Genomic DNA, 22,002 nt, shown 5'->3' with positions numbered 1-22,002 from the left:
TGCGCAAGCAGGCTCAGGGAGGAAAAAATTTGACACAGCTGTCGCAAGCGACGCAGGGATTGGCTTCGATCCCGGCGCTCTTGAACCGTAATGTCGCGCAATTCGGCGACAAACCGGCCTATCGTGAAAAAGAATTCGGGATCTGGCAAAGCTGGACCTGGGCGGAAACCGCTGACGAGATCGAAGCGCTTGCGCTTGGGTTTCTCGAGATGGGCGTGGCCGAGGGCGATTTCATCGCGATCATCGGACGCAATCGCCCATATTTCTATTGGACCATGGTAGCCGCTCAGTCAGTGGGCGCCGTGCCGGTTCCGGTCTATCAGGACTCCGCTGCCGAAGAGATGGCCTATGTCCTGGGCCATTGCGGTGCGAAATACGTCGTGGCCGAGGATCAAGAGCAGGTCGACAAAGTCATCGATGTTCAGGACCAACTGAGCGACTTTGATCAGATGGTCTATCTGGATCCACGCGGCATGCGGAAATACGACCACGGCAAGCTGCATCAGTTCAGCAAGCTGCAGGAACAAGGCCGCGCCGCGAAATCGAAACATGCCGCTGAATTGAAAGCGCGTAGCGAAAAGCTGACTTACGACAGCACCTGCGTGATGCTTTATACTTCGGGCACCACCGGCAAGCCTAAGGGCGTGGTGCTGAGCAATCGAAATATCATTGAGAGCGCGAAAAACGCCTGCGAGTTCGATAAACTCGGCCCGGACGAGGAAATTCTCGCCTATCTGCCGATGGCATGGGTTGGCGACTTTATCTTCTCGATTGGTCAGGCCTATTGGAGCGGGTTCTGCACGAACTGCCCGGAAAGTGCCGACACGATGATGACCGATCTGCGCGAGATCGGCCCGACATATTATTTCGCCCCGCCGCGTGTGTTCGAAAACCAGCTAACCAACGTCATGATCCGCATGGAAGACGCAGGTCGGTTCAAACGCTGGCTGTTTAAACGCTATATGGAGCACGCCAAGAAGGTTGGCGGCAAAATTCTGGATGGTGAATCCGTTGGCGCGATGGATCGGCTGCAGTATGCCATCGGCAATGCGCTGGTGTATGGCCCCTTGAAGGATACGCTGGGCTTTGGCCGCGTGCGTGTGGGTTATACCGCGGGCGAGGCGATTGGACCGGAGATTTTCGAATTCTATCGCTCCTTGGGCATTAACCTGAAACAGCTTTATGGCCAGACCGAAGCCTCGGTGTTCATCACTCTACAGCCCGATGGCGAGGTCCGCGCAGACACGGTCGGCGTGCCAGCACCTGATGTTGAGATCAAGATCGACGACAAGGGCGAGATCTTTTACCGCTCGCCAGGTGTTTTTGTGGAGTACTACAAGAACGCAGACTCCACGGCCTCGACCAAAGATAGCGAGGGCTGGGTTGCGACAGGTGACGCAGGTTTCTTTGAAGAAAAGACGGGGCATTTGCGGATCATCGACCGTGCGAAAGACGTGGGTCAGATGGCCGATGGTGCAATGTTTGCCCCGAAATATGTCGAGAACAAACTCAAGTTCTACCCAGACATTCTGGAAGCCGTGTTGTTTGGAAATGGCAAGGATCGCTGTGTGGCCTTCATCAACATCGACCTGACAGCGGTCGGCAACTGGGCCGAGCGCAACAACATCGCTTACGCGTCGTATCAGGAACTGGCGGGCCACCCGAAGGTTCTGGATACGATCCAGCAACATGTTGAAACCGTGAATAAATCTGTCGCCGAAGACCCGATGCTCTCGGGCTGTCAGATCCACCGCTTCCTCGTGTTGCATAAGGAACTCGACGCCGACGACGGTGAAATGACCCGCACCCGCAAGGTGCGCCGTGTGATCGTGGCGGACAAGTTCAACGACCTGGTCACCGCGCTCTATGACGGCAGCTCTGAGGTCTCGACGACCACGGAAGTGACCTATGAGGACGGCCGCAAGGGCGCAATCAGCGCGACCTTACAATTGCGCGATGCGGCAGTGGTGCCGACGGCGGCGCAAAAAGTGGCTGCGGAATAAGGAAAGACAGAGATGCTAGACAATTCCGACAGCTACGTCACCGAGGACGGCCGTACCATTGGCGGTGTGGTGATGGAGATGAAAAACATCACCCTGCGCTTTGGCGGCGTGGTGGCGATCAAGGACATTTCCTTTGATATCCGTGAGGGCGAAATCCGCGCGATCATTGGACCGAACGGGGCAGGGAAGTCCTCGATGCTGAACGTGATCTCGGGGTTCTATAACCCGCAGGAAGGCGACGTTTACTATAAAGGCGCGCTGCGTCCGCCGATGAAGCCTTATCAGGTGGCACAACAGGGCATTGCTCGGACCTTCCAGAACATTGCGTTGTTTGAGGGCATGACCGTTCTCGACAACATCATGACCGGTCGTTTGAACCACATGAAAGCGGGCCTCTTTGCGCAAGCGATCTGGAAGGGCAAGGCCGAGGCCGAAGAGGTCGCGAACCGCGAGGTCGTGGAAAAGATCATCGATTTCCTCGAGATCCAATCCATCCGCAAAACGCCCGTTGGCCGCTTGCCCTATGGTCTGAAAAAGCGCGTCGAACTTGCGCGCGCCTTGGCGGCGGAACCTTCGATACTGCTGCTGGACGAGCCTATGGCCGGGATGAACGTCGAAGAAAAAGAGGACATGAGCCGCTTTATCCTCGATGTGAACGACGAATTTGGCACCACGATTGCCCTGATCGAGCATGACATGGGCGTGGTTATGGATCTGAGCGACCGTGTGGTTGTGATGGACTACGGCAAAAAGATCGGTGACGGCACGCCTGATGAAGTGCGAAGCAATCAGGCGGTTATCGACGCTTATCTGGGGGTGTCACATGACTGATTTCACCCCCCGCCAAACGGAGTTTTTCAAAAACTCCGCGCCGAATTCTTTCAAAGAATTCGAACACTTGACCTCAAAGGGAGGCGCTTATGCCTGATACCTTTATCTTTGGCATGGAAGTCTTCCTCAATGGCCTGATGGCCGGGGTGCTTTATGCTCTTGTCGCGCTGGGATTTGTCTTGATCTACAAAGCCTCGGGCATCTTTAACTATGCCCAGGGTGTCATGGCGCTTTTTGCCGCGATGACCTTGGTTGGGATCATGGAGGGCCGTGTACCCTTTAGCCATCTGATCAACGCGATTTTTGGTACGCATATCCACCACTTTGGCTGGCATTTGCCAGCGGTGTTTGGCATCGCTTTCACCGTCGCAGTCATGGCAGCTTTTGCCTGGTGCGTGCAAAAGTTCATCTTCCGCCATCTGGTGGGTCAGGAACCAATCATCCTTTTCATGGCGACCATCGGTCTGGCCTATTTCCTCGAAGGATTTGGCGACCTGATGTGGGGCTCTGACATTAAGAAACTCGACGTGGGTCTGCCTCAAGGCATCAACCTGTTGATTGATGAGACCACCTATGGCTGGTTCGGCTATGGCTTCTTTATCGACAACCTCGATCTTGTGGCGACGGTCATTGCAGCGCTCCTTGTGATCTCGCTGATCATTTTCGCGCAATACACCAAACAGGGCCGCGCCATGCGCGCCGTGGCGGATGATCACCAAGCCGCGCTGTCCGTGGGCATTTCGCTGAACTTCATCTGGGTCATGGTCTGGACTCTTGCAGGGTTCGTCGCGCTGGTTGCAGGCATCATGTGGGGCACCAAATCCGGCGTGCAGTTTTCGCTGTCACTGATTGCCCTCAAAGCCCTTCCGGTTCTGATGCTCGGCGGCTTCACCTCGATCCCCGGAGCCATCGTGGGCGGTCTGATTATCGGTGTCGGTGAAAAGATGTTTGAATTCCTCGTCGGCCCTCTGGTGGGCGGCGCAACTGAGAACTGGTTCGCCTATGTACTGGCGCTTTTGTTCCTCGTCTTTAGGCCGCAGGGCCTGTTTGGCGAAAAAATCATCGAGAGGGTCTGAGCATGTTCTATCGTGAAGCCGGTGACTTCAAAACCACCTATAAAGACGACAACCAGACCTTTCCGATCAAGTTTGATCGCTATCGGTATTACGCGGTGATGTTCGCAGCCTTTGCGGTCATTCCCTTCCTGATCAACGACTACTGGGTCAACGCGATCTTTCTGCCGTTCCTGATCTATGCGATTGCGGCAATCGGTCTGAACATTCTCGTGGGTTACTGCGGTCAGGTCAGCCTAGGGACCGGCGGGTTCATGGCTGTGGGCGCCTATGCATGCTACAAGCTGATGACCGGATTTCCCGAGATCAACCTGTTCTTCCACATCATCATCTCGGGCGGGATCACGGCCTTTGTCTGTGTCCTCTTTGGCTTGCCATCCCTGCGGATCAAAGGCTTCTACCTCGCGGTGGCGACGCTGGCTGCGCAGTTCTTCCTCGTGTGGCTCTTTAACCGCGTGCCATGGTTCTACAATTACTCGGCCTCGGGTCAGATCAACTCGCCGGAGCGCAGCCTCTTTGACATCACCATCACCGGTCCAAATGCGGACGCCTGGGCGAAATACCTCTTCTGCCTCGTGTTCCTGACCGTGCTGGCTCTGATCGCCCGCAATCTGACACGCGGCACAATAGGCCGGACCTGGATGGCAATCCGCGACATGGATATTGCGGCGGAAATCATCGGGGTGAACCCGCTGAAAGCCAAGATCTCGGCCTTTGCGGTCTCGGGCTTCTTTGTCGGTGTCTCGGGCGCGCTGTTCTTCTCGGTCTATCTGGGCGCGGTTGAGGTGGGCGAAGTCTTTGGCATCAACAAAAGCTTCCTTGTCCTCTTTATGATTATCATCGGTGGCCTTGGATCCATCTTCGGCAGCTTTGCTGGCGCGGCTTTCCTTGTCCTGCTGCCCGTCCTTTTGAAAAACGTGCTTGTGGGCGGTCTGGGCTGGCCAACCGACCTCGCAGCGCATCTCGAATTCCTGATCATCGGAGCACTGATTGTGATCTTCCTGATCGCGGAACCCCATGGCCTCGCGCAACTCTGGCGCGTCGCCAAGGAGAAACTACGGCTCTGGCCCTTCCCTCACTAAGAGGGGCCAAGCTGACAAGGCGGGCCAACCCGCCACCTAATCATGGGTCAACCAATGGGAGGAGACACCCTATGAAGAAACTAGCAACATTGGCAGTCGGCGCCGTGATGGCGGCAAGCCCGGTTCTGGCGGATCTTGTGATCCCGTCGCTCAGCTACCGGACCGGCCCTTACGCAGCGGGTGGCATCCCGTTCGCGGATGGCTATGAAGATTACTTCACCCTGCTCAACGAGCGTGACGGTGGCATCGGCGGCGTGCCTGTGCGTGTGATTGAATGCGAAACCGGCTACAACACCGAAAAAGGCGTTGAATGCTATGAGTCCACCAAGGGCGAAGGCGCTCTGGTCTATCAACCGCTGTCTACCGGTATCACCTATCAGCTGATCCCAAAGACCACCGCGGATGACATTCCAATGCACACTATGGGTTATGGCCGGACATCTGCCGCGAACGGCGACGTGTTCAGCCACACCTTCAACTACCCTGGCAACTACTGGAACGGCGCGTCCGGCGCGATCAACTATCTGCTCGCGGAAAACGGCGGTGACTTGTCCGGCAAGAAAATCGCGCTGGTCTATCACAACTCTGCTTACGGCAAAGAGCCGATCCGTACTCTGGAAGAGCTGTCTGCCAAGCATGGCTACGAGCTGAGCCTCCTGCCAGTGGATCACCCAGGTCAGGAACAGAAGTCCCAGTGGCTGCAAATCCGTCGTGACCGTCCTGACTTTGTCCTGATGTGGGGCTGGGGCGTGATGAACCAGGTGGCGATCCAAGAAGCGGCGAACATCCGTTTCCCAATGGAGAACTTCATCGGCATCTGGTGGTCCGGTGCAGAGCATGACGTGCTGCCAGCGGGCGACAAGTCCAACGGCTATAAGGCGCTGGCCTTCCACAACGTGGGTCGTGACTTCCCGGTTTTTGACGACATCAACAAATACGTCGTTGATGCGGGCAAAGCGGCAGGTGCAGGCGATCAAGTTGGCAACGTGCTTTACAACCGTGGTCTCTATGCCGCGATGCTCGCAGCCGAGGCGATCAAGACCGCACAGGGCATCCACGGCGTGGCAGACATCACCCCGGGCATGATGCGCGACGGTATGGAAGCGCTCTCGATCACCGAAGAGAAGATGGCGGCTTTGGGCATGCCTAACTTCGGCCCTTCCTTCGACGTCTCCTGTGAGAACCACGGCGGCGAAGGCCTTGTGGGCGTTGCGCAGTGGGATGCTGGGTCCAAGACTTGGTCTCTGATCTCTGACTTTGCGGCGACAGACGGCGAAGTGATCGGCGCGCTGGTCGAAGCAGACAGCGCGGCCTACGCGGCTGAGAACAACATCGCGTCTAACTGCAGCTAAGTGACATTGCTCCGGCCTGCCAAATGCGGGCCGGGGCATCCAACCTATTAAGGAATTCAAACTCATGCTGGATGCGGCCCCACAAGATGAGACCCTGCTTGAGGTCAACAACATCGAAGTGATCTACAACCACGTGATCCTCGTGCTCAAAGGCGTGAGCCTGAGCGTCCCCAAGGGCGGCATCACCGCTTTGCTGGGCGGCAATGGTGCGGGCAAGACGACGACGCTTAAGGCGGTCTCTAACCTGCTGCATTCCGAGCGCGGTGAAGTCACCAAAGGCCAGATCACCTATCGCGGTGACCGTATTCAGGATCTGGATCCGGCGGCTTTGGTCAAGCGCGGGGTCATTCAGGTGATGGAAGGCCGTCACTGTTTTGAACACCTCACAGTCGAAGAAAACCTCATGACCGGTGCCTATACACGCAGCGCCTCTGGGGCCGAGATCCAGCAGGATCTTGAGATGGTTTATACATATTTTCCCCGCCTCAAAGAGCGCCGTAAGAGCCAAGCGGGCTATACCTCGGGCGGCGAGCAGCAGATGCTCGCGCTGGGCCGCGCCTTGATGAGCCGGCCTGAGACGATCCTCTTGGACGAGCCTTCGATGGGCCTTGCGCCGCAACTGGTGGAGCAGATCTTTGAGATCGTGAAGTCGGTCAATGAAAATGAAGGCGTGACCTTCCTTTTGGCCGAACAGAACACCAATGTGGCGCTGCGCTTTGCGCACTACGGCTACATTCTGGAATCCGGTCGCGTCGTGATGGACGGCCCCGCCGCCGAGCTGCGCGAGAACCCGGACGTCAAAGAATTCTACCTCGGCATGTCAGACGAAGGCCGCAAGTCCTTCCGCGATGTGCGCTCGTATCGTCGCCGCAAACGCTGGCTGAGCTAAGCCCCGCGTTTCACCCCAACCCACGAGCGACAGGAGACACCATGAGCCGCTACTTCGATGCCCTAGAGACCAGAACCGCCGATCAGCGCGCCAATGATTTGGCCATGGCGCTGCCGCAACAGATTGCGCGGGCTAAGGTTTTGTCGGGCTATGCGGCGCGGTTTGCAGAGGTGAACCCGGCGAATGTGACGGATGCGAAGGCGCTCTCTAAGCTGCCGATCCTGCGCAAGTCGGATCTGGTGCAAGCGCAGAGTGAGAAGCCGCCGTTGGGTGGGTTCAACGCCATTCCTGTGACCGAGTTCGCGCATATCTTTCAGTCTCCGGGCCCAATTTATGAACCGGGCGGAATGACACGCGATTGGTGGCGGATGGGGCGGTTTTTGCATGCCTGCGGCGTGACTGAGATGGACGTGGTGCAGAACTGTTTCGGCTATCATCTCACGCCCGCTGGCATGATCTTTGAAAACGGCGCGCGGGCTGTTGGGGCGACGGTTCTTCCAGCTGGAACGGGTCAGACGGAACTGCAGGTCTCAGCCGCGGCAGCGATGGGCGTAACGGCTTATGCGGGGACGCCAGATTACCTGAAGGTCATTCTGGACAAGGCTGCTGAATTGGGCGTGTCGCTTGGGATCACGAAAGCCGCTGTCGGGGGTGGGGCGCTTTTCCCAAGTTTGCGTCAGGAGTATGCGGATCGAGGCATTACCTGCCTCCAATGCTATGCCACGGCGGATCTTGGCAATATCGCCTACGAGTCCGACGCGATGGAGGGCATGATTGTTGATGAAGGCGTGATCGTCGAGATCGTCACCCCCGGCACCGGCAATCCGGTGGCTCCGGGTGAGGTCGGCGAGGTCGTCGTGACCACATTGAACCCAGATTATCCGCTCATTCGTTTTGCCACTGGCGACATGTCCGCCGTGCTTGAGGGCCAAAGCCCCTGTGGCCGCACCAATATGCGCATCAAGGGCTGGATGGGTCGTGCGGATCAAACCACCAAGATCAAAGGCATGTTCGTGCGCCCCGAACAGGTGGCCGCTTTGGTCGCGAAACACGAAGACGTCCGCCGTGCGCGCGTCATCGCGAGCCGCGCGGACGAGAAAGACATCATGACAGTCCAGATAGAGACCGAGGCGCAGGACGCAGGTGCCTATGAGGACAGTATCGCCAGCGTTTTGAAACTGCGCGGCAAGGTCGAATTGGTGGCGCCGGGCAGCCTGCCTAACGATGGTCTGGTGATCGAAGACCAACGCAGCTACGACAGTTGATCCGCGATTTTCCCCCTGAGCTGACGTCGTAAGAACCTTCCCAAACGCCCGATTCTGGCGCAGACTGTGTCTGGGGATGCATGCAAACGCATGTAAGGAGTTCTATTTATGCGTATGAAGTGGGCGGCCGTTGCCGCGATGGTTACCGCGTTGCTGGCCTCTGCCGCCAGTGCCAAAGATCGCGCTTTGATCGTGGATCTGAGCAATTACAAACATCTGACCGATCTGCCGAGTGACGGGCGGATCAATGCGATCCGGTCGCGCCTGATTTCCGAAGGCTTCGAGGTCGACCGGCTCGACAACCCGACCCTGTCACGGATGCGCGCGGCCGTCTTTGCACTGGAGGCCGCAACCCAAGGAGAACCGGGGCGTACGATTATCCTGTTGCGGGGGCATATCGTCCATGATGATGAGCGCACGTGGATCATGTCGCAAGGCGGGCGCACGCCGGATCGCTATGATCTGGGAAGCAAGGCTCTGCCCTTCTATCTGTTGGACCGCGCGCTTGGATCCTCTGCCGGCAGCGCCGTTCTGGCGACCATTCCCAGCCCGCGCCCGCTGGATGGATTGGTTGACCTTGAAAACGGCCTTGGTGCGCTGAATTTACCGCAGGGCGTGACCTCTGTGTCCGGAACATCTCGTCAGGTGCAACGGGCGATCAACGCGCTTTTAAGGCCAGGATCGACGACGGCAGAACTGGCCTCATCTGGCGCTACGGTCGACGGGTACGTCTCCAGCACAACGGCCTTTACGGTGGCCGAAAGCGAGCCGCCTGAGGATATCGGTGAGCTGGCCTATTGGAGCGCTGTGCGCGACATCGGCACACCAGAGGCCTATGACGCCTATCTCAATCGCTATCCCGACGGTCTGTTTGCGGATCAAGCCGCGCAGGCGATCATCGGGACTGAGCAAGACCGCGAGGCGGCCATCAAACAGGCTGAGACGGATCTGCGGTTGAACCGGTCTAAGCGCCAAGAAATCCAACGGTCTCTGGCGCTGTTGGGTTATGACCCGCGCGGCATTGATGGCGTCTTTGGCCCTGCGACGCGGCGCGCTATCGTGGCGTGGCAAGAAGACAATCGCCTCGAGCCGCATGGGTTTCTTGATCGCGACCAACTGTCATTGTTGACGGAAGTCGCAGCCCGTCGCGCAGCCGAGCTTGAAGAAGAAGCCCGCCGTCGTCGTCTGGTCGAAGAGGCGCGGGACCGTGCCTATTGGAATGCAACCGGCATCACCGGTCTGGAAGAAGACTACCGCCTGTATCTGGATCGCTATCCTGACGGAATCTTCGCCGATATCGCCCGCGACGGTATTGCGGATTTTGAAGCCGAACGGCGTGCCGAGCTGAGCGGTCGGGAACGCGCCGCTTGGGATCGTGCTGAGGCGGATAATACGATTCAAGCCTATGAGGATTTCCTTGCGGACTACCCCGACGGGGCCTTTGCAGAGACTGCGAAAACTCGGATTGCAGAGCTGGAAGAAGAAGCCCGTTCGGAACAGCTGCGCGCGCAATTTGGCGCGACCGAAAACGCCGTAGCGCGCAATTCGGCCACCCGCCTGCTGATCGAAGGGAGACTCTCTGGTTTGGGATTGGATCCTGGGACAGTGGACGGAGAGTTCGATGCTTCAACCCGCCGCGCAATCCGGCGCTTTCAAAAGGCACGTGGGTTGAACGTGACTGGCTATATCGACCAAGCCACAATGGTAAGGTTATTGCTCGGAGGTTGAGTTCTCCCGTTGGTTGTAACTTGCTGCCACGCCTCGATTTTTCCGTCCGGGCGTGGTATTCGCTGTTCTAATTAGACAAAGAGCCCGCAAATCTGGGCCGGTTGAGCAAGAGAGCAGCTATGCCAGCGTCCTATACCGATCAGTTCTGGCTGATTGACGCGTTTTCTCCGCCTCCAGCGGGGAACACGTTGCATGTCTATACGTTTGACATGATCGATGCCGATGATGATGGCGACATCGGTCGTGAGGGCGGCGATAGCATCGATGGCAGCGATGTGATCCGAGCCTATCCGGGCGATACAATCACAGTGCGCCTGCCGGGCGGCGGCCAAACGACGGTGACAGGTACCACGCTGTATCTGGCAGACGGGCGCGAAGTGTTCACGCCGACGGACGGCACTGTGCTTAAAGAGTCTTCGCTCGTGTCTACGACCTACGTCACAGGCTCGGGGTCTCTGGATGTAGATCTGCTAGGTCCTGCGTGTCTGGTTGCAGGAACACGGGTTGCGACTCCGAACGGACCGCGCGCTGTTCAAGATTTGGAAGAAGGCGACAAGATTTGCGCCGCCGATGGGCGTGTTCTGACCTTGCGCGGGGTGATGTCGACCACTGTTTCGCAAAAACGACAGGTGCGAAGTCCGCATCTGCGTCCTATCCGCATTGTCGCCGGGGCGCTTGGTGGCGGCATGCCGACTCGGGATCTTTTGGTGTCTCGGCAGCATCGCATGGTGATCAAATCAGCCATCGCGCAGCGCATGTTCGGGCAGGCCGAGGTTTTGGTTGCAGCGGCCAAGCTGTTGGAGGTTCCGGGGGTCTTTGTGGACTCTTCTCTGACTGATGTCGGCTATTTTCATCTGGTCTTTGATGATCATGAAATCATCCTTGCCGAGGGCGCCGAGACGGAAAGCCTTTTGATCGGGCCAGGCATTATGAAATCCCTCGGGGCGGAGGCTGTTAAAGAGCTTATTTCCCTGTTCCCGCATGTCGGTGGCGGCGAAGTCTATACGATGCCGGCACGCCCAATTCCGTCTCGCAAGCGGACGAATAAATTGATGGCGCGGCATATGAAGAACAATCGCCCGATCGTTGCACAGGCCGGGAAAGCCTAGCAGGAACCGGAATCCCAGAATCAAAAAAGCCGCCCAAAAGAGCGGCCTTTTTTACGAAGCAAGTCCGTTTTGGGCTTAGCCCTGACGTGCTTTGAACCGGCGTTGCGTTTTGTTGATCACATAAACGCGGCCCTTACGGCGCACAACACGGCAGTCGCGGTGACGCTGCTTGAGCGAGCGGAGCGAGTTCTTGACCTTCATGGCCTTCTCCTCATTTCGCGGCGCGACATGCGCCTGGTTAGCGGGCTACCTGGACCTTGATCCAAGCGATGAATTCATGGTGGGCGATACTAGGATCGAACTAGTGACCCCTTCGATGTCAACGAAGTGCTCTACCGCTGAGCTAATCGCCCATGAAACCTTTGCAAATCCCTGCTCCTCAAGAAAAAGGAGCGCGGAAGTCCGCGCTGGTGGAGGCGTCTATAAAAGGAGTCGCAGGGGGGATCAAGGGCTTTCGAAAAATATCTTTTTCGCGCTATCTTATGCATGGAACAGGAGAGTCCATGAGCAGTCAGGCCTATATGCTGGATCGCCCAGATCCTTGCACCTCATCTGTGGTGTTCGCGTCGCCCCATAGCGGCAACGCCTATCCTGATGCGCTCCTGCGACGCTCGATTTTGAACGCGCATGCGATCCGAAGCTCGGAAGACGCCTTTGTAGACAGGCTTTTTGACGCTGCGCCCAAGTTTGGAGCGCCTCTGTTGCGCGCCGGGGTGCCGCGTGCCTTTGTCGATTACAATCGCAGTGCAGATGAGCTTGATCCAGCCTTGATCACCGGTGTGAGGGGCATTGGGAACAATCCACGTGTGGCCTCTGGACTCGGGGTGATTCCACGGGTGGTGTCCAATGGACGTGCGATCTATCGCGGCAAAATCGGGCTGGATGAGGCGGAAAGCCGCTTAGAAACCTATTGGCGTCCCTACCATAAGACGTTGCAATCTTTGCTGAATGACGCGCTTGCGAATTTCTGTCAGGCGATCTTGTTGGATTGTCACTCCATGCCGCGAGAGGCTTTGGACAGTTTGCGCGACAAGAGCGGAACGCGGCCAGAGATCGTGCTTGGGGATCGCTTTGGTACCTCGGCGAGTGGCGAGATCGTAGAGCAAGTTGAGGCGGCTTTTGCTGCGGCTGGCTTTGTCGTGGCTCGCAATGCCCCGTTTGCCGGCGCTTATGTGACCCAGCACTATGGGCGCTTGGGACGCAATCAACATGCGATTCAGATCGAAATTGATAGGTCGATCTATATGGATGAACAGCTGATTGAGCCGCATGGCGGGTTTGATGAGGTGCGGGAACGATTGTCTCGGGTCATTTCTGATGTAGTTGCTATTGGGCGGCCTTCACAGCAATTGGCGGCAGAATAGGGGCTTTGCCCCTCGCGTCATGCGTCGCTCACCCCAGGATATTTTTGACAAGAGAAAGGCTTAACGCATCGCGCGGCCTTTGAGGATTGCGTCGTTGCCAAATCGCGCGCGGATTTTGTCGGTTGCGCGTTCAGCTTCGCGGCGTTGGGCGGCCTTTGGGTCGAGTAGATCTGCGCTTAGGTCGGCAGCAGAGTCCTCGACGATATCTGAGATGCCAACGCCGATGAGCCGGAACGGGCCTTTGCGTGCGCAAGTGTCGAAAAGGGCGCGCGCCGTTGTGTAGATCGTGTCGGTCATTTGCGTGGCATCGCGCAGGCTTTGGCGGCGACTGATCAGAGTAAAGTCTTTGCGTTTGAGTTTAAGCGTCACAACGCGGCCTGCTTTGGATTTTGCCTTGGCGCGGTCTGCAACCTGTTCGGCCAATCGCCATAGGTGACCGTCTAGGATATCAAGATCGGACGTGTCTTCAAAGAAAGTGGTTTCTTTGCTGATGCTTTTCACCGGCGCGCGGGCGGTGATTTTGCGCCGGTCTTCGCCGCGCGCGAGGTGCCAGAGGCGAAAGCCCATAGAGCCGAACCGGTCTGTGAGTTCGCGTTGATCCCAACGCAGGAGATCTGAGAATGTGTGGATCCCCGCGCTTTCGAGGCCCGCTTGGGCCGCTGGGCCGACGCCCCAGATCAAACGTACGGGTTTGTCATGCAGGAAATCCGCTGTTTCAGCCGCTCCGATGATGGCAAAGCCCTGGGGCTTGTCGAGGTCAGAGGCGACCTTGGCGAGGAACTTGTTGTGGCTGAGGCCGATGGAGCCTGTGATGCCTAGCTCGTCCTTCATTCGTTTGACGAGGCGGGCGAGCATGACGGCGGGCGGGGCTCCGTGGAGTTTTTCGGTGCCGGTCAGGTCAATGAAGGCTTCGTCCAGCGACAGGGGTTCAACCGCCGGTGTGAGCTCATCCATGAGGGCGCGCACCTGGCGGCTGACCTCTGCGTAAACCGACATGCGGGGTTTCACGACCACGGCGTCCGGGCAAAGATCCAGCGCTTTGAACATCGGCATCGCCGATCTCACGCCTCGGATGCGCGAGACATAGCAGGCGGTGGAGACAACGCCGCGTTTGCCGCCTCCGATAATGACAGGTTTGTCGGCCAGTTCCGGGTTGTCCCGTTTTTCCACACTTGCGTAGAAGGCATCACAATCCATATGAGCGATGCTAAGATCATAGAGTTCCTCATGGCGCACGATCCGCATACTGCCGCAGTTTGGGCAGCGGCGGGCATCGGAGACGTCAGAGAGGCAATCGCGGCAGAGGGCAGGCATGGTTCACTCGGGTGATGAGATCCCCAGCATAGCATTTGAGGCGGGCGCGCACATCCGCTTTGTCGGGGCCAAGGTGGCAGTTTTTGTCGGGAGCGAGATCATTTGCTTGCTGCGGGATGATATTCCGACGATTCCATGGCCGGGACATTGGGATGTTTTGGGAGGAGGTCGCGAGGGGGACGAGAGCCCTTGGGAATGTGCGGCGCGTGAAGCGACAGAGGAAAGCGGCTTGGAGTTGGAGCCAAGCGATTTGCTATGGGCGCGTCAGTACGTCAATTCGCGCGGCAAAAACGTTTGGTTCTTTGTGGCATCCGTGCCGGTTGAGCGTGCCGCTTCCATTTCTTTGCAGGACGAAGGCAAAGCGCTCGGGCGGATGACGCCCGATGCATATTTGTCTCATGAGATGGCCGTGCCGCAGTTTCAGCAGCGCTTGGCGGATTGGATTGCGGGCCTTTAGAGCGCGCTGAGTTCGTCAATGATCGCTTGTGCTGCGCCTTTCGGGTTGGCGGCTTGCCAGACAGGGCGGCCCACGACGATATGGTCTGCGCCGTCTTTGATCGCATTTGCAGGCGTCGCGACACGTTTTTGATCGCCGAGCGCCGCGCCTGTTGGACGCACGCCGGGCGTCACGATCAGTTTGCCTTCGGCCTCAGGCAATGCCCGGATCAAAGCGGCCTCTTGTGGGCTAGCAATCACACCATCTGCACCCGCCTCAAAGGCTTTGCCCGCGCGTTCCTGTACCAGATCGCGGATCTCTCCGTCTTTGATCAAGGCCCCATCCAGATCCTGACGATCCAGCGACGTCAGAATGGTGACCGCAAGGATCTTGAGGCCTTTGCCTGCAGCACCTTCTTTGGCAGCTTTCACCACATAGGGGTCCCCATGCACCGTCAGAAAATCCAGATCAAACTGCGCCAGGCCACGCACCGCGTTTTCCACGGTCGCGCCGATGTCAAAAAGCTTCATGTCCAGAAAGATGCGTTTGCCGTGCTCTGTCTTCAGCTCGTTGGCGAGCGCAAGGCCTCCGCCCGTCAGCATGCCCAAGCCTATTTTATAGAAAGACACCGCTTCGCCGATCTGTTCAGCCAGTTTCAACCCCTGCAGGGCGTTTGGGACATCGAGGGCGACGATGAGGCGGTCATCTGACATGGGTAGGGCTCCGGGATCTGGCGTGTGGACAAAATTGTCTCTCTCTAAGAGCCTCAGCGCGTGGGGGCAACCCTGTCAGGCCCATTCCATCGCCCGAGGCATCGCGTGTTTGGCGATTTCTAAGGAGGTTCCGGCGAATTCGGGCAGGCGTTTCATCTGACGAATGGCGGCGCGCGCAAACAGGCTATTGAGCCCATGCAATCCCCCAACGCCCGCGAAGGGAAAGGTGCAGTCCACTACGATGTTCTCGCCCGTTGACAAGCAGATACGCGCTTTGCCAATGCAGCGCCCGCATGGGGTGATCTCTCGCTCCAGCAGATCCACGCGAACAACTTTCATAAAATTCTCCGTACCTTACAGATCGGTATGGCAGGCCATCATTAACAAACCCCTAGCGGCGAAAAATATGCCACTATGGGGCAGGGTATTCTTGAATTGTAACAGACAATTGCCAAATTAAGAGAGAGGCCCAAGACTGGGGCGTGCCGCAAAGCGGGCGCCAGACCGACCTGGGGCGCTTTAGAGAAGGAGAGAACCATGGACTTGAACAAGTTCACGGAGCGGTCGCGCGGATTCATTCAGGCGGCGCAGACCATTGCGATGCGGGAAAATCACCAACGGTTGATGCCCGAACATTTGCTCAAAGCATTGATGGATGATGATCAGGGGCTTGCGTCCAATCTGATCAAACGCGCGGGCGGGGCACCGAACCGCGTAGTAGAGGCTGTGGATCTGGCAGTAAGCAAGATCGCGCGGGTCTCGGGCGATGCGGGGCAGGCCTATATGGACAATGCTTCGGTGCGGGTTCTGGATGAGGCCGAGAAGGTTGCCAAGAAGGCAGGCGATAGTTTTGTTCCCGTGGAGCGCATTCTGATGGCTTTGGCCTTGGTGAAGTCCAAGGCGCGCGAGGCTTTGGAAGCGGGCGCGGTGAACGCGCAGGCGTTGAATGGCGCGATCAATGACATTCGCAAAGGGCGCACAGCGGATTCTGCGACGGCCGAAGAGGGTTATGACGCGCTTAAGAAATACGCGCAGGATCTGACGGAACGTGCGCGCGAGGGCAAGATTGACCCGATCATTGGCCGAGATGATGAAATCCGCCGGTCTATGCAGATCCTCAGCCGCCGGACCAAGAACAATCCAGTTCTGATTGGGGAACCGGGCGTGGGTAAGACCGCGATTGCCGAAGGGCTTGCACTGCGGATCGTCAATGGCGACGTGCCGGAGTCGCTGCGCAACAAACAACTCTTGGCGCTGGATATGGGCGCTTTGATTGCCGGTGCGAAATATCGTGGTGAGTTTGAGGAACGTTTGAAGGCCGTTCTGACCGAAGTCACCGAGGCCGCGGGCGATGTGATCCTCTTTATCGACGAGATGCATATGCTTGTTGGGGCCGGCAAAACCGATGGTGCGATGGATGCGGCGAACCTGATCAAACCGGCCTTGGCGCGCGGAGAGTTGCACTGCGTGGGCGCGACCACATTAGATGAGTACCGCAAACACGTGGAAAAAGACGCGGCCCTCGCACGGCGGTTCCAGCCTTTGGTGGTTGAGGAACCGACAGTCGAAGACACGATCTCGATCCTGCGCGGCATCAAAGAGAAATACGAGCTGCATCACGGGGTGCGGATTTCTGACAGCGCGTTGGTGTCGGCCTCGACCCTGAGCCATCGCTATATCACCGACCGGTTCTTACCGGACAAAGCCATCGACCTGGTGGATGAGGCCGCGAGCCGTTTGCGGATGGAAGTGGACTCAAAACCAGAGGAACTTGATGCTTTGGACCGTCAGATCCTGCAAATGCAGATCGAGGCCGAGGCCTTACGGCGCGAGGATGATGCTGCGTCCAAGGATCGTTTGGGCAAATTGGAAAAAGATCTTGCGGATCTGCAGGATCGCTCTGCCGAGCTGACCGCGAAGTGGCAGGCAGGTCGGGACAAGCTGGCCTCGGCTCGGGATCTGAAAGAACAATTGGACCAGGCGCGCGCCGATCTGGAAATCGCAAAGCGCGACGGCAATCTGGCAAAGGCCGGAGAGCTGTCTTACGGCGTGATCCCAGCCTTGGAAAAACAACTGTCGGAGGCCGAAGAGGCTGAGGACGATCTGATCGTCGAAGAAGCCGTGCGCCCTGAACAGATCGCGGCCGTGGTCGAGCGCTGGACCGGAATACCAACGTCCAAGATGCTGGAAGGCGAGCGTGAGAAGCTCTTGCGCATGGAAGATGATCTGCACCGGCGCGTCATCGGGCAGAGCCCGGCGGTCCGCGCCGTTTCAAACGCTGTGCGTCGGGCGCGCGCTGGGCTAAACGATGAAAACCGCCCCTTGGGCTCTTTCCTCTTCCTTGGCCCAACCGGCGTCGGCAAGACGGAATTGACCAAAGCCGTCGCGGAATTCCTCTTTGATGACGACAGCGCCATGGTTCGCATCGACATGTCTGAATTCATGGAGAAACATGCGGTCGCCCGCCTGATCGGCGCGCCTCCGGGTTACGTCGGCTATGACGAAGGCGGCGTGTTGACCGAAGCGGTGCGGCGCAGGCCATATCAGGTGGTGTTGTTTGACGAGGTCGAAAAGGCGCATCCGGATGTCTTCAATGTGCTGCTGCAGGTGCTCGATGATGGTGTTTTGACAGATGGTCAGGGCCGAACCGTTGATTTCAAACAGACGCTGATCATCCTGACGTCTAACCTCGGCGCACAGGCATTGAGCCAATTGCCCGATGGTGCAGACGCTTCTCAGGCCAAGCGTGATGTGATGGATGCGGTGCGCGCCCATTTCCGGCCCGAGTTCCTGAACCGGCTGGATGAAACCATCATCTTTGATCGCCTGGGTCGCGCGGATATGGACGGCATCGTCGATATCCAGCTCGCGCGTCTGATCAAACGTCTGGCGGCTCGCAAGATCGAGATCTCTCTGGATGAGGATGCGCGCAAATGGTTGGCGGATGAAGGTTATGATCCGGTCTTTGGCGCGCGGCCTCTGAAACGCGTGATCCAGCGTGCTTTGCAAAACCCACTGGCGGAAATGCTGCTGGCGGGAGACGTAAAAGACGGCGAGACGATCCCAGTGACCGCAAGCCCCGAGGGTTTGATGATCGGGGATCGGGTTGGATCCTCGGGGTCACCCAGACCGGATGATGCGGTCGTACACTAACACTCGAAACGGCGGGCTTCGGTCCGCCGTTTTTGCAACAAAGCTCACGAAATTGCTCGCGCGCTTGCGCCCATCGTGACTTGCTCGTCGGGGTGGCATCTCTCACAGTGACCTTAGTTTTGTCAGTTGGAGAGAGTTGCGATGTCCATGGAACGCGCCTTTTATGTCGTGGAATTTCTCGGCCTTATGTTTGTCTGGGCCGTGGGACTGCTGGCCTTGGTCGCGGTGATCCTGTTCATCATCGACCGCTCTCAGACACAGGACGCAATCCGGCGGAACTATCCTGTCATCGGACGCTTCCGTCACATTTTTTCCGAACTGGGCGAGTTCTTTCGCCAGTATTTCTTTGCCATGGATCGCGAGGAAATGCCGTTCAACCGCGCGCAACGAGAGTGGATTGGACGGGCGAGTTCGGGCAAGTCGAATTCAATCGCCTTCGGGTCAACGCGAAACACCTCTGTTCCCGGCACGCCCATCTTTGCCAACGCCCCATTCCCGCCACTGGACGATGAGTTCGCCAAATCAGAACCCCTGTTGATTGGGCCGACCGCGCGACATCCCTACGCAGCGCCGTCGTTCTTTAACATTTCGGGTATGAGCTATGGCGCACTGTCGCGGCCCGCCGTAACCGCGCTCAGCAAAGGCGCGGCCAAAGCGGGTGTCTGGCTGAATACCGGAGAAGGCGGCATGTCTCCGTTTCACCTCGAGGGCAATTGCGACATCGTCTATCAGATCGGAACCGCAAAATACGGGGTGCGCGATGCTGAGGGGAACCTATCTGACGATCGCCTAAAAGAGGTCGCCGCAACGTCTCAGGTGAAGATGATCGAGCTGAAACTTGCGCAGGGGGCGAAGCCCGGCAAGGGTGGCATCCTGCCTGCGGCTAAGGTCAATTCTGAAATCGCGAAAATTCGGGGTATCCCGGAAGGTCAGGCCAGTCTGTCCCCTAATCGTCACCGCGAAGTCGACTCATTTAGCGCGCTCTTGGATTTCGTCGCGCATCTAAGAGAGGTCGGTGGTCTGCCAGTAGGCATAAAGACGGTGGCTGGGTCTCGGGTGGTTTTGGAAGAGATGTTTGAGGCTTTCGCCTCGCGACCAGATGATGTGCCTGATTTCATCACGATTGACGGCGGCGAGGGCGGCACGGGCGCGGCCCCAATGCCGCTCATGGATCTGGTTGGCATGTCAGTGCGAGAAGCTCTGCCCATGCTGGCAGATCTGCGCAAGGCCTATGGGTTTCAAGACCGCATTCGCCTGATTGCCAGTGGTAAGCTCGTCAATCCCGGAGACGTCGCCTGGGCGCTGGCTGCAGGGGCTGATTTCGTGACCTCGGCGCGTGGGTTTATGTTCTCTTTGGGCTGCATTCAGGCGTTGAAATGTAACAAGAATACCTGCCCGACCGGGATCACAACCCATGATCCAAGGTTCCAAAAGGGGCTGGTTGTTGAGGACAAATACAAGAAAGTCGCGCGTTATGCCGAAGGCATCATTTCCGATGTCGAAACCATTGCGCACTCCGTCGGCGTTAGTGAGCCGCGCAAGTTACGCCGTCATCACGTGCGCATTGTGGGTGACGCCGGAAAGTCGGAACCTTTGGGAGACGTGCTGGCTCGGTAACGCCTTAGAACCTGCATTGTTACAATCCCTGCACCTCTTCGTGACCCATCGTGCTTTGTCTTGCGCGACACCTCCGCCTACATCAGTCTCAACACGAAAGAGGAGACAGCTATGGCCCACCGTTGGAAGAATGACCTGACCCATGACGACGTCACGCCCCACGCGGCGTTTCTGAACCGCCGCCAGATTATGGTGGGGATTGCGGGGGCCGGTCTTGCAACAACCTTGGGCGCTGGGCAAGCGCGCGCTGCCACGCTGGAACCAGATAGCTTTGAGGTCATCACGACCTACAACAACTTCTATGAGTTTGGTACGGGCAAGGATGACCCGGCCAAGAACGCGCATATGCTGACCACCAAGCCCTGGGCCGTGACGATTGATGGGATGGTGGACAATCCCGGCGATTATTCATTTGAGGACATCATGTCCCAGATGACCGTCGAAGAACGCATCTACCGGTTCCGCTGTGTCGAGGCCTGGTCGATGGTGGTGCCATGGAACGGCTTTGAACTGGCGGATCTTTTGAACATGGCCGGAGTGAAGTCCGGCGCGAAATACGTGGCCTTTGAGACGCTCTACCGTCCTGAGGAAATGCCGGGCCAACGGTTCCGCACGCTCGATTGGCCCTATGTGGAAGGCCTCCGTCTGGACGAGGCGATGCATCCGCTGACCATTATGGCGACAGGCATCTATGGCCAAGACATCCCCAACCAAAACGGCGCACCGATGCGTTTGGTGGTGCCATGGAAATACGGCTTTAAGTCGATCAAATCCGTGGTGAAAATCACTCTGACCGATAAAGAGCCTCCGACCAGCTGGAACAAAGCCAATTCCCGCGAGTATGGCTTCTATTCCAACGTGAACCCGAATGTGGATCACCCGCGCTGGTCTCAGGCGTCTGAACGCACCATTGGCGGAGGCCTGTTCGCGCGCCGCAAAGAAACGCTGATGTTCAACGGCTATGAGGACGAGGTCGCGAGCCTTTATGAAGGCATGGATCTGGCGAAGTTCTACTGATGGTCAATACGCTCAACACATATCTGCGCAAGATCCCCACCTGGGTTCTCTACGTCCTTGGGGCTGCCTATCCTGTTTGGCTTTTGTACCAAGGTCTGACTGGCGGCCTTGGCGTAGACCCGGTCAAGGTTATGGAGCATGCATTGGGTGAACGTGCCCTGCAGCTTTTGATCCTAGGGTTGGCGGTCACGCCATTGCGTCAGCGTGTTGGGCTGAACCTCATGAAATTCCGCCGCGCGATTGGTGTGATTGCGTTCTTCTATGTCTTCGCGCATCTCTTGGTCTGGCTGGTGCTGGATGTTCAGATCCTCTCGCAAGTCTGGGCGGACATCCTGAAGCGTCCTTATTTGACGATTGGCATGGCTGGTTTCCTCGTGATGATCCCGCTGGCGGTGACGTCGAACAACTGGTCCGTGCGCAAACTGGGGCCGACATGGCGCAGGCTCCATAAGCTGACCTATGCGGCCTGTCTTTTAGGGGGTGTGCACTTCGTCTGGCTTGTGAAAGGCTTTCAGCTCGAACCTTTGATTTATCTTGGCTTGATCGTTGGGCTTTTGGCGATGCGCCTGCCAAAAAGCAGCAAGCGCATGGCGGGGGTTCAAAAGGCGTAAGTCAGGCGAATCCCACAAAGATTCTGAGAATGAGGCGACTCGGACGTTCTGGTTTTCTAGTAGAGTCGTAAAGGTTTGCCGCAATATATAGGTGTTATGCGATGTGGCCCGGCAATTCTGTCGGGCCGTATTCGTTCCGGGGTGAAGATTTTGAATGTTCTTCATGCCCTTAATCATCTGAATTTATTCAACTTAATACCTTTTGGTGAACTTTTTTCAGAAAGTTTGAAAAAGGGTGTTGCGACTCTCTGAGACTAAGCATAGAACCCGCTTCACCGACGGGGCAGCGACGCTGGTTGGTTGGTCATCTAGGGAATTTGAGGCGGGGCGCGCCGGAAGTTAGGGCGCATCTGGTCTTGTTTGTCTCTTCGGTTGGTTTTTTAGCTGGCCACGTTTTTTGACATTGTGATGATATCGAAGAGATATGCGGGCGGTTTGGTTTGTA

General features: G+C 57.4%; 19 protein-coding genes and 1 tRNA gene. 15 read left to right on the top strand and 5 right to left on the bottom strand.

Annotated elements, in window-relative coordinates:
• Nucleotides 1–29: 29 nt before the first annotated feature.
• The 9 genes from WG622_RS15595 to WG622_RS15555 all read left to right on the top strand — a co-directional run bounded on the left by WG622_RS15595 (nucleotide 30) and on the right by WG622_RS15555 (nucleotide 11,332).
• Nucleotides 30–2,003: an AMP-binding protein gene (locus WG622_RS15595; protein WP_339404436.1), complete on the top strand. Its 1,974-nt coding sequence runs from the start codon at nucleotides 30–32 to the stop codon at nucleotides 2,001–2,003.
• A gap of 12 nt (nucleotides 2,004–2,015) precedes the next feature.
• The gene (locus WG622_RS15590) at nucleotides 2,016–2,834 is read left to right on the top strand and encodes an ABC transporter ATP-binding protein (RefSeq protein ID WP_209358085.1); all 819 of its coding nucleotides are present in this window, start codon (nucleotides 2,016–2,018) and stop codon (nucleotides 2,832–2,834) included.
• 89 nt (nucleotides 2,835–2,923) lie between these two features.
• The gene (locus tag WG622_RS15585; RefSeq protein ID WP_339404435.1) at nucleotides 2,924–3,910 is read left to right on the top strand and encodes a branched-chain amino acid ABC transporter permease; all 987 of its coding nucleotides are present in this window, start codon (nucleotides 2,924–2,926) and stop codon (nucleotides 3,908–3,910) included.
• Between the two features lie 2 nt (nucleotides 3,911–3,912).
• Nucleotides 3,913–4,989: a branched-chain amino acid ABC transporter permease gene (locus WG622_RS15580; RefSeq protein WP_339404434.1), complete on the top strand. Its 1,077-nt coding sequence runs from the start codon at nucleotides 3,913–3,915 to the stop codon at nucleotides 4,987–4,989.
• Between the two features lie 71 nt (nucleotides 4,990–5,060).
• A complete protein-coding gene (locus tag WG622_RS15575; RefSeq protein WP_339404433.1) occupies nucleotides 5,061–6,341 on the top strand; it encodes an ABC transporter substrate-binding protein in 1,281 nt (426 codons plus the stop codon).
• 64 nt (nucleotides 6,342–6,405) lie between these two features.
• On the top strand, nucleotides 6,406–7,230 hold the full coding sequence (locus tag WG622_RS15570; protein ID WP_209358089.1) for an ABC transporter ATP-binding protein: 825 nt from the start codon (nucleotides 6,406–6,408) through the stop codon (nucleotides 7,228–7,230).
• Nucleotides 7,231–7,271: 41 nt separating this feature from the next.
• Nucleotides 7,272–8,495, top strand: coding sequence for a phenylacetate--CoA ligase family protein (locus tag WG622_RS15565; protein ID WP_339404432.1), 1,224 nt, complete (start codon nucleotides 7,272–7,274; stop codon nucleotides 8,493–8,495).
• Between the two features lie 108 nt (nucleotides 8,496–8,603).
• Nucleotides 8,604–10,223, top strand: coding sequence for a peptidoglycan-binding protein (locus WG622_RS15560; RefSeq protein ID WP_339404431.1), 1,620 nt, complete (start codon nucleotides 8,604–8,606; stop codon nucleotides 10,221–10,223).
• A 119-nt stretch (nucleotides 10,224–10,342) separates the two neighbouring features.
• Nucleotides 10,343–11,332, top strand: coding sequence for a Hint domain-containing protein (locus WG622_RS15555; protein ID WP_339404430.1), 990 nt, complete (start codon nucleotides 10,343–10,345; stop codon nucleotides 11,330–11,332).
• 75 nt (nucleotides 11,333–11,407) lie between these two features.
• Here the strand turns inward: WG622_RS15555 and ykgO are convergent, their stop codons facing one another.
• Nucleotides 11,408–11,533, bottom strand: coding sequence for a type B 50S ribosomal protein L36 (ykgO, locus tag WG622_RS15550; RefSeq protein WP_012177066.1), 126 nt, complete (start codon nucleotides 11,531–11,533; stop codon nucleotides 11,408–11,410).
• A 77-nt stretch (nucleotides 11,534–11,610) separates the two neighbouring features.
• Nucleotides 11,611–11,685, bottom strand: a tRNA-Val gene (locus tag WG622_RS15545).
• Between the two features lie 150 nt (nucleotides 11,686–11,835).
• On the opposite strand from WG622_RS15545, the gene WG622_RS15540 reads away from it, so the two are divergent.
• Entirely contained in the window at nucleotides 11,836–12,696 is an 861-nt protein-coding gene (locus WG622_RS15540; RefSeq protein WP_339404429.1) for an N-formylglutamate amidohydrolase, read from the top strand.
• Between the two features lie 60 nt (nucleotides 12,697–12,756).
• Here the strand turns inward: WG622_RS15540 and WG622_RS15535 are convergent, their stop codons facing one another.
• Entirely contained in the window at nucleotides 12,757–14,010 is a 1,254-nt protein-coding gene (locus WG622_RS15535) for a DNA polymerase IV (protein ID WP_339404428.1), read from the bottom strand.
• Between WG622_RS15535 and WG622_RS15530 the strand changes: the two genes are divergently transcribed.
• Complete coding sequence (locus WG622_RS15530) at nucleotides 14,009–14,467, top strand: NUDIX domain-containing protein (protein ID WP_339404427.1); 459 nt, start codon at nucleotides 14,009–14,011, stop codon at nucleotides 14,465–14,467. The two genes, WG622_RS15535 and WG622_RS15530, sit on opposite strands and share 2 nt — an antisense overlap.
• Here the strand turns inward: WG622_RS15530 and pyrF are convergent.
• On the bottom strand, nucleotides 14,464–15,159 hold the full coding sequence (gene pyrF / locus WG622_RS15525; protein ID WP_339404426.1) for an orotidine-5'-phosphate decarboxylase: 696 nt from the start codon (nucleotides 15,157–15,159) through the stop codon (nucleotides 14,464–14,466). The genes WG622_RS15530 and pyrF overlap by 4 nt on opposite strands.
• A gap of 75 nt (nucleotides 15,160–15,234) precedes the next feature.
• Nucleotides 15,235–15,498, bottom strand: coding sequence for a hypothetical protein (locus WG622_RS15520; protein ID WP_339404425.1), 264 nt, complete (start codon nucleotides 15,496–15,498; stop codon nucleotides 15,235–15,237).
• Between the two features lie 198 nt (nucleotides 15,499–15,696).
• Here WG622_RS15520 and clpB point away from each other — a divergent pair, with 198 nt between their 5' ends.
• From clpB to msrQ, 4 genes are all read left to right on the top strand, one after another.
• The gene (clpB, locus tag WG622_RS15515; protein WP_339404424.1) at nucleotides 15,697–18,312 is read left to right on the top strand and encodes an ATP-dependent chaperone ClpB; all 2,616 of its coding nucleotides are present in this window, start codon (nucleotides 15,697–15,699) and stop codon (nucleotides 18,310–18,312) included.
• A 147-nt stretch (nucleotides 18,313–18,459) separates the two neighbouring features.
• Complete coding sequence (locus WG622_RS15510; protein WP_339404504.1) at nucleotides 18,460–19,929, top strand: FMN-binding glutamate synthase family protein; 1,470 nt, start codon at nucleotides 18,460–18,462, stop codon at nucleotides 19,927–19,929.
• Nucleotides 19,930–20,040: 111 nt separating this feature from the next.
• On the top strand, nucleotides 20,041–20,946 hold the full coding sequence (msrP, locus tag WG622_RS15505) for a protein-methionine-sulfoxide reductase catalytic subunit MsrP (RefSeq protein WP_339404423.1): 906 nt from the start codon (nucleotides 20,041–20,043) through the stop codon (nucleotides 20,944–20,946).
• Complete coding sequence (msrQ, locus tag WG622_RS15500) at nucleotides 20,946–21,557, top strand: protein-methionine-sulfoxide reductase heme-binding subunit MsrQ (RefSeq protein WP_339404422.1); 612 nt, start codon at nucleotides 20,946–20,948, stop codon at nucleotides 21,555–21,557. Before msrP ends, msrQ begins: the two co-directional genes overlap by 1 nt.
• The last annotated feature ends 445 nt before the right edge of the window (nucleotides 21,558–22,002 follow it).

Origin of the sequence: Cognatishimia coralii (assembly GCF_037478305.1) — a bacterium.
GTDB classification, from domain to species: domain Bacteria; phylum Pseudomonadota; class Alphaproteobacteria; order Rhodobacterales; family Rhodobacteraceae; genus Cognatishimia; species Cognatishimia coralii.
Note: the sequence above shows the minus strand (reverse complement) of the source record. Positions and strands in the feature narration are given on the sequence as shown.

Excerpts from the sequence above, each read along its gene's own strand:
- WG622_RS15590 (WP_209358085.1), top strand. The coding sequence starts at position 2,016 with ATGCTAGACAATTCCGACAGCTACGTCACCGAGGACGGCCGTACCATT.
- WG622_RS15585 (WP_339404435.1), top strand. The coding sequence starts at position 2,924 with ATGCCTGATACCTTTATCTTTGGCATGGAAGTCTTCCTCAATGGCCTG.
- WG622_RS15580 (WP_339404434.1), top strand. The coding sequence starts at position 3,913 with ATGTTCTATCGTGAAGCCGGTGACTTCAAAACCACCTATAAAGACGAC.
- WG622_RS15575 (WP_339404433.1), top strand. The coding sequence starts at position 5,061 with ATGAAGAAACTAGCAACATTGGCAGTCGGCGCCGTGATGGCGGCAAGC.
- WG622_RS15570 (WP_209358089.1), top strand. The coding sequence starts at position 6,406 with ATGCTGGATGCGGCCCCACAAGATGAGACCCTGCTTGAGGTCAACAAC.
- WG622_RS15565 (WP_339404432.1), top strand. The coding sequence starts at position 7,272 with ATGAGCCGCTACTTCGATGCCCTAGAGACCAGAACCGCCGATCAGCGC.
- WG622_RS15560 (WP_339404431.1), top strand. The coding sequence starts at position 8,604 with ATGCGTATGAAGTGGGCGGCCGTTGCCGCGATGGTTACCGCGTTGCTG.
- WG622_RS15555 (WP_339404430.1), top strand. The coding sequence starts at position 10,343 with ATGCCAGCGTCCTATACCGATCAGTTCTGGCTGATTGACGCGTTTTCT.
- ykgO (WP_012177066.1), bottom strand. The coding sequence starts at position 11,533 with ATGAAGGTCAAGAACTCGCTCCGCTCGCTCAAGCAGCGTCACCGCGAC.
- WG622_RS15540 (WP_339404429.1), top strand. The coding sequence starts at position 11,836 with ATGAGCAGTCAGGCCTATATGCTGGATCGCCCAGATCCTTGCACCTCA.
- WG622_RS15530 (WP_339404427.1), top strand. The coding sequence starts at position 14,009 with ATGGTTCACTCGGGTGATGAGATCCCCAGCATAGCATTTGAGGCGGGC.
- WG622_RS15535 (WP_339404428.1), bottom strand. The coding sequence starts at position 14,010 with ATGCCTGCCCTCTGCCGCGATTGCCTCTCTGACGTCTCCGATGCCCGC.
- pyrF (WP_339404426.1), bottom strand. The coding sequence starts at position 15,159 with ATGTCAGATGACCGCCTCATCGTCGCCCTCGATGTCCCAAACGCCCTG.
- WG622_RS15520 (WP_339404425.1), bottom strand. The coding sequence starts at position 15,498 with ATGAAAGTTGTTCGCGTGGATCTGCTGGAGCGAGAGATCACCCCATGC.
- clpB (WP_339404424.1), top strand. The coding sequence starts at position 15,697 with ATGGACTTGAACAAGTTCACGGAGCGGTCGCGCGGATTCATTCAGGCG.
- WG622_RS15510 (WP_339404504.1), top strand. The coding sequence starts at position 18,460 with ATGGAACGCGCCTTTTATGTCGTGGAATTTCTCGGCCTTATGTTTGTC.
- msrP (WP_339404423.1), top strand. The coding sequence starts at position 20,041 with ATGGCCCACCGTTGGAAGAATGACCTGACCCATGACGACGTCACGCCC.
- msrQ (WP_339404422.1), top strand. The coding sequence starts at position 20,946 with ATGGTCAATACGCTCAACACATATCTGCGCAAGATCCCCACCTGGGTT.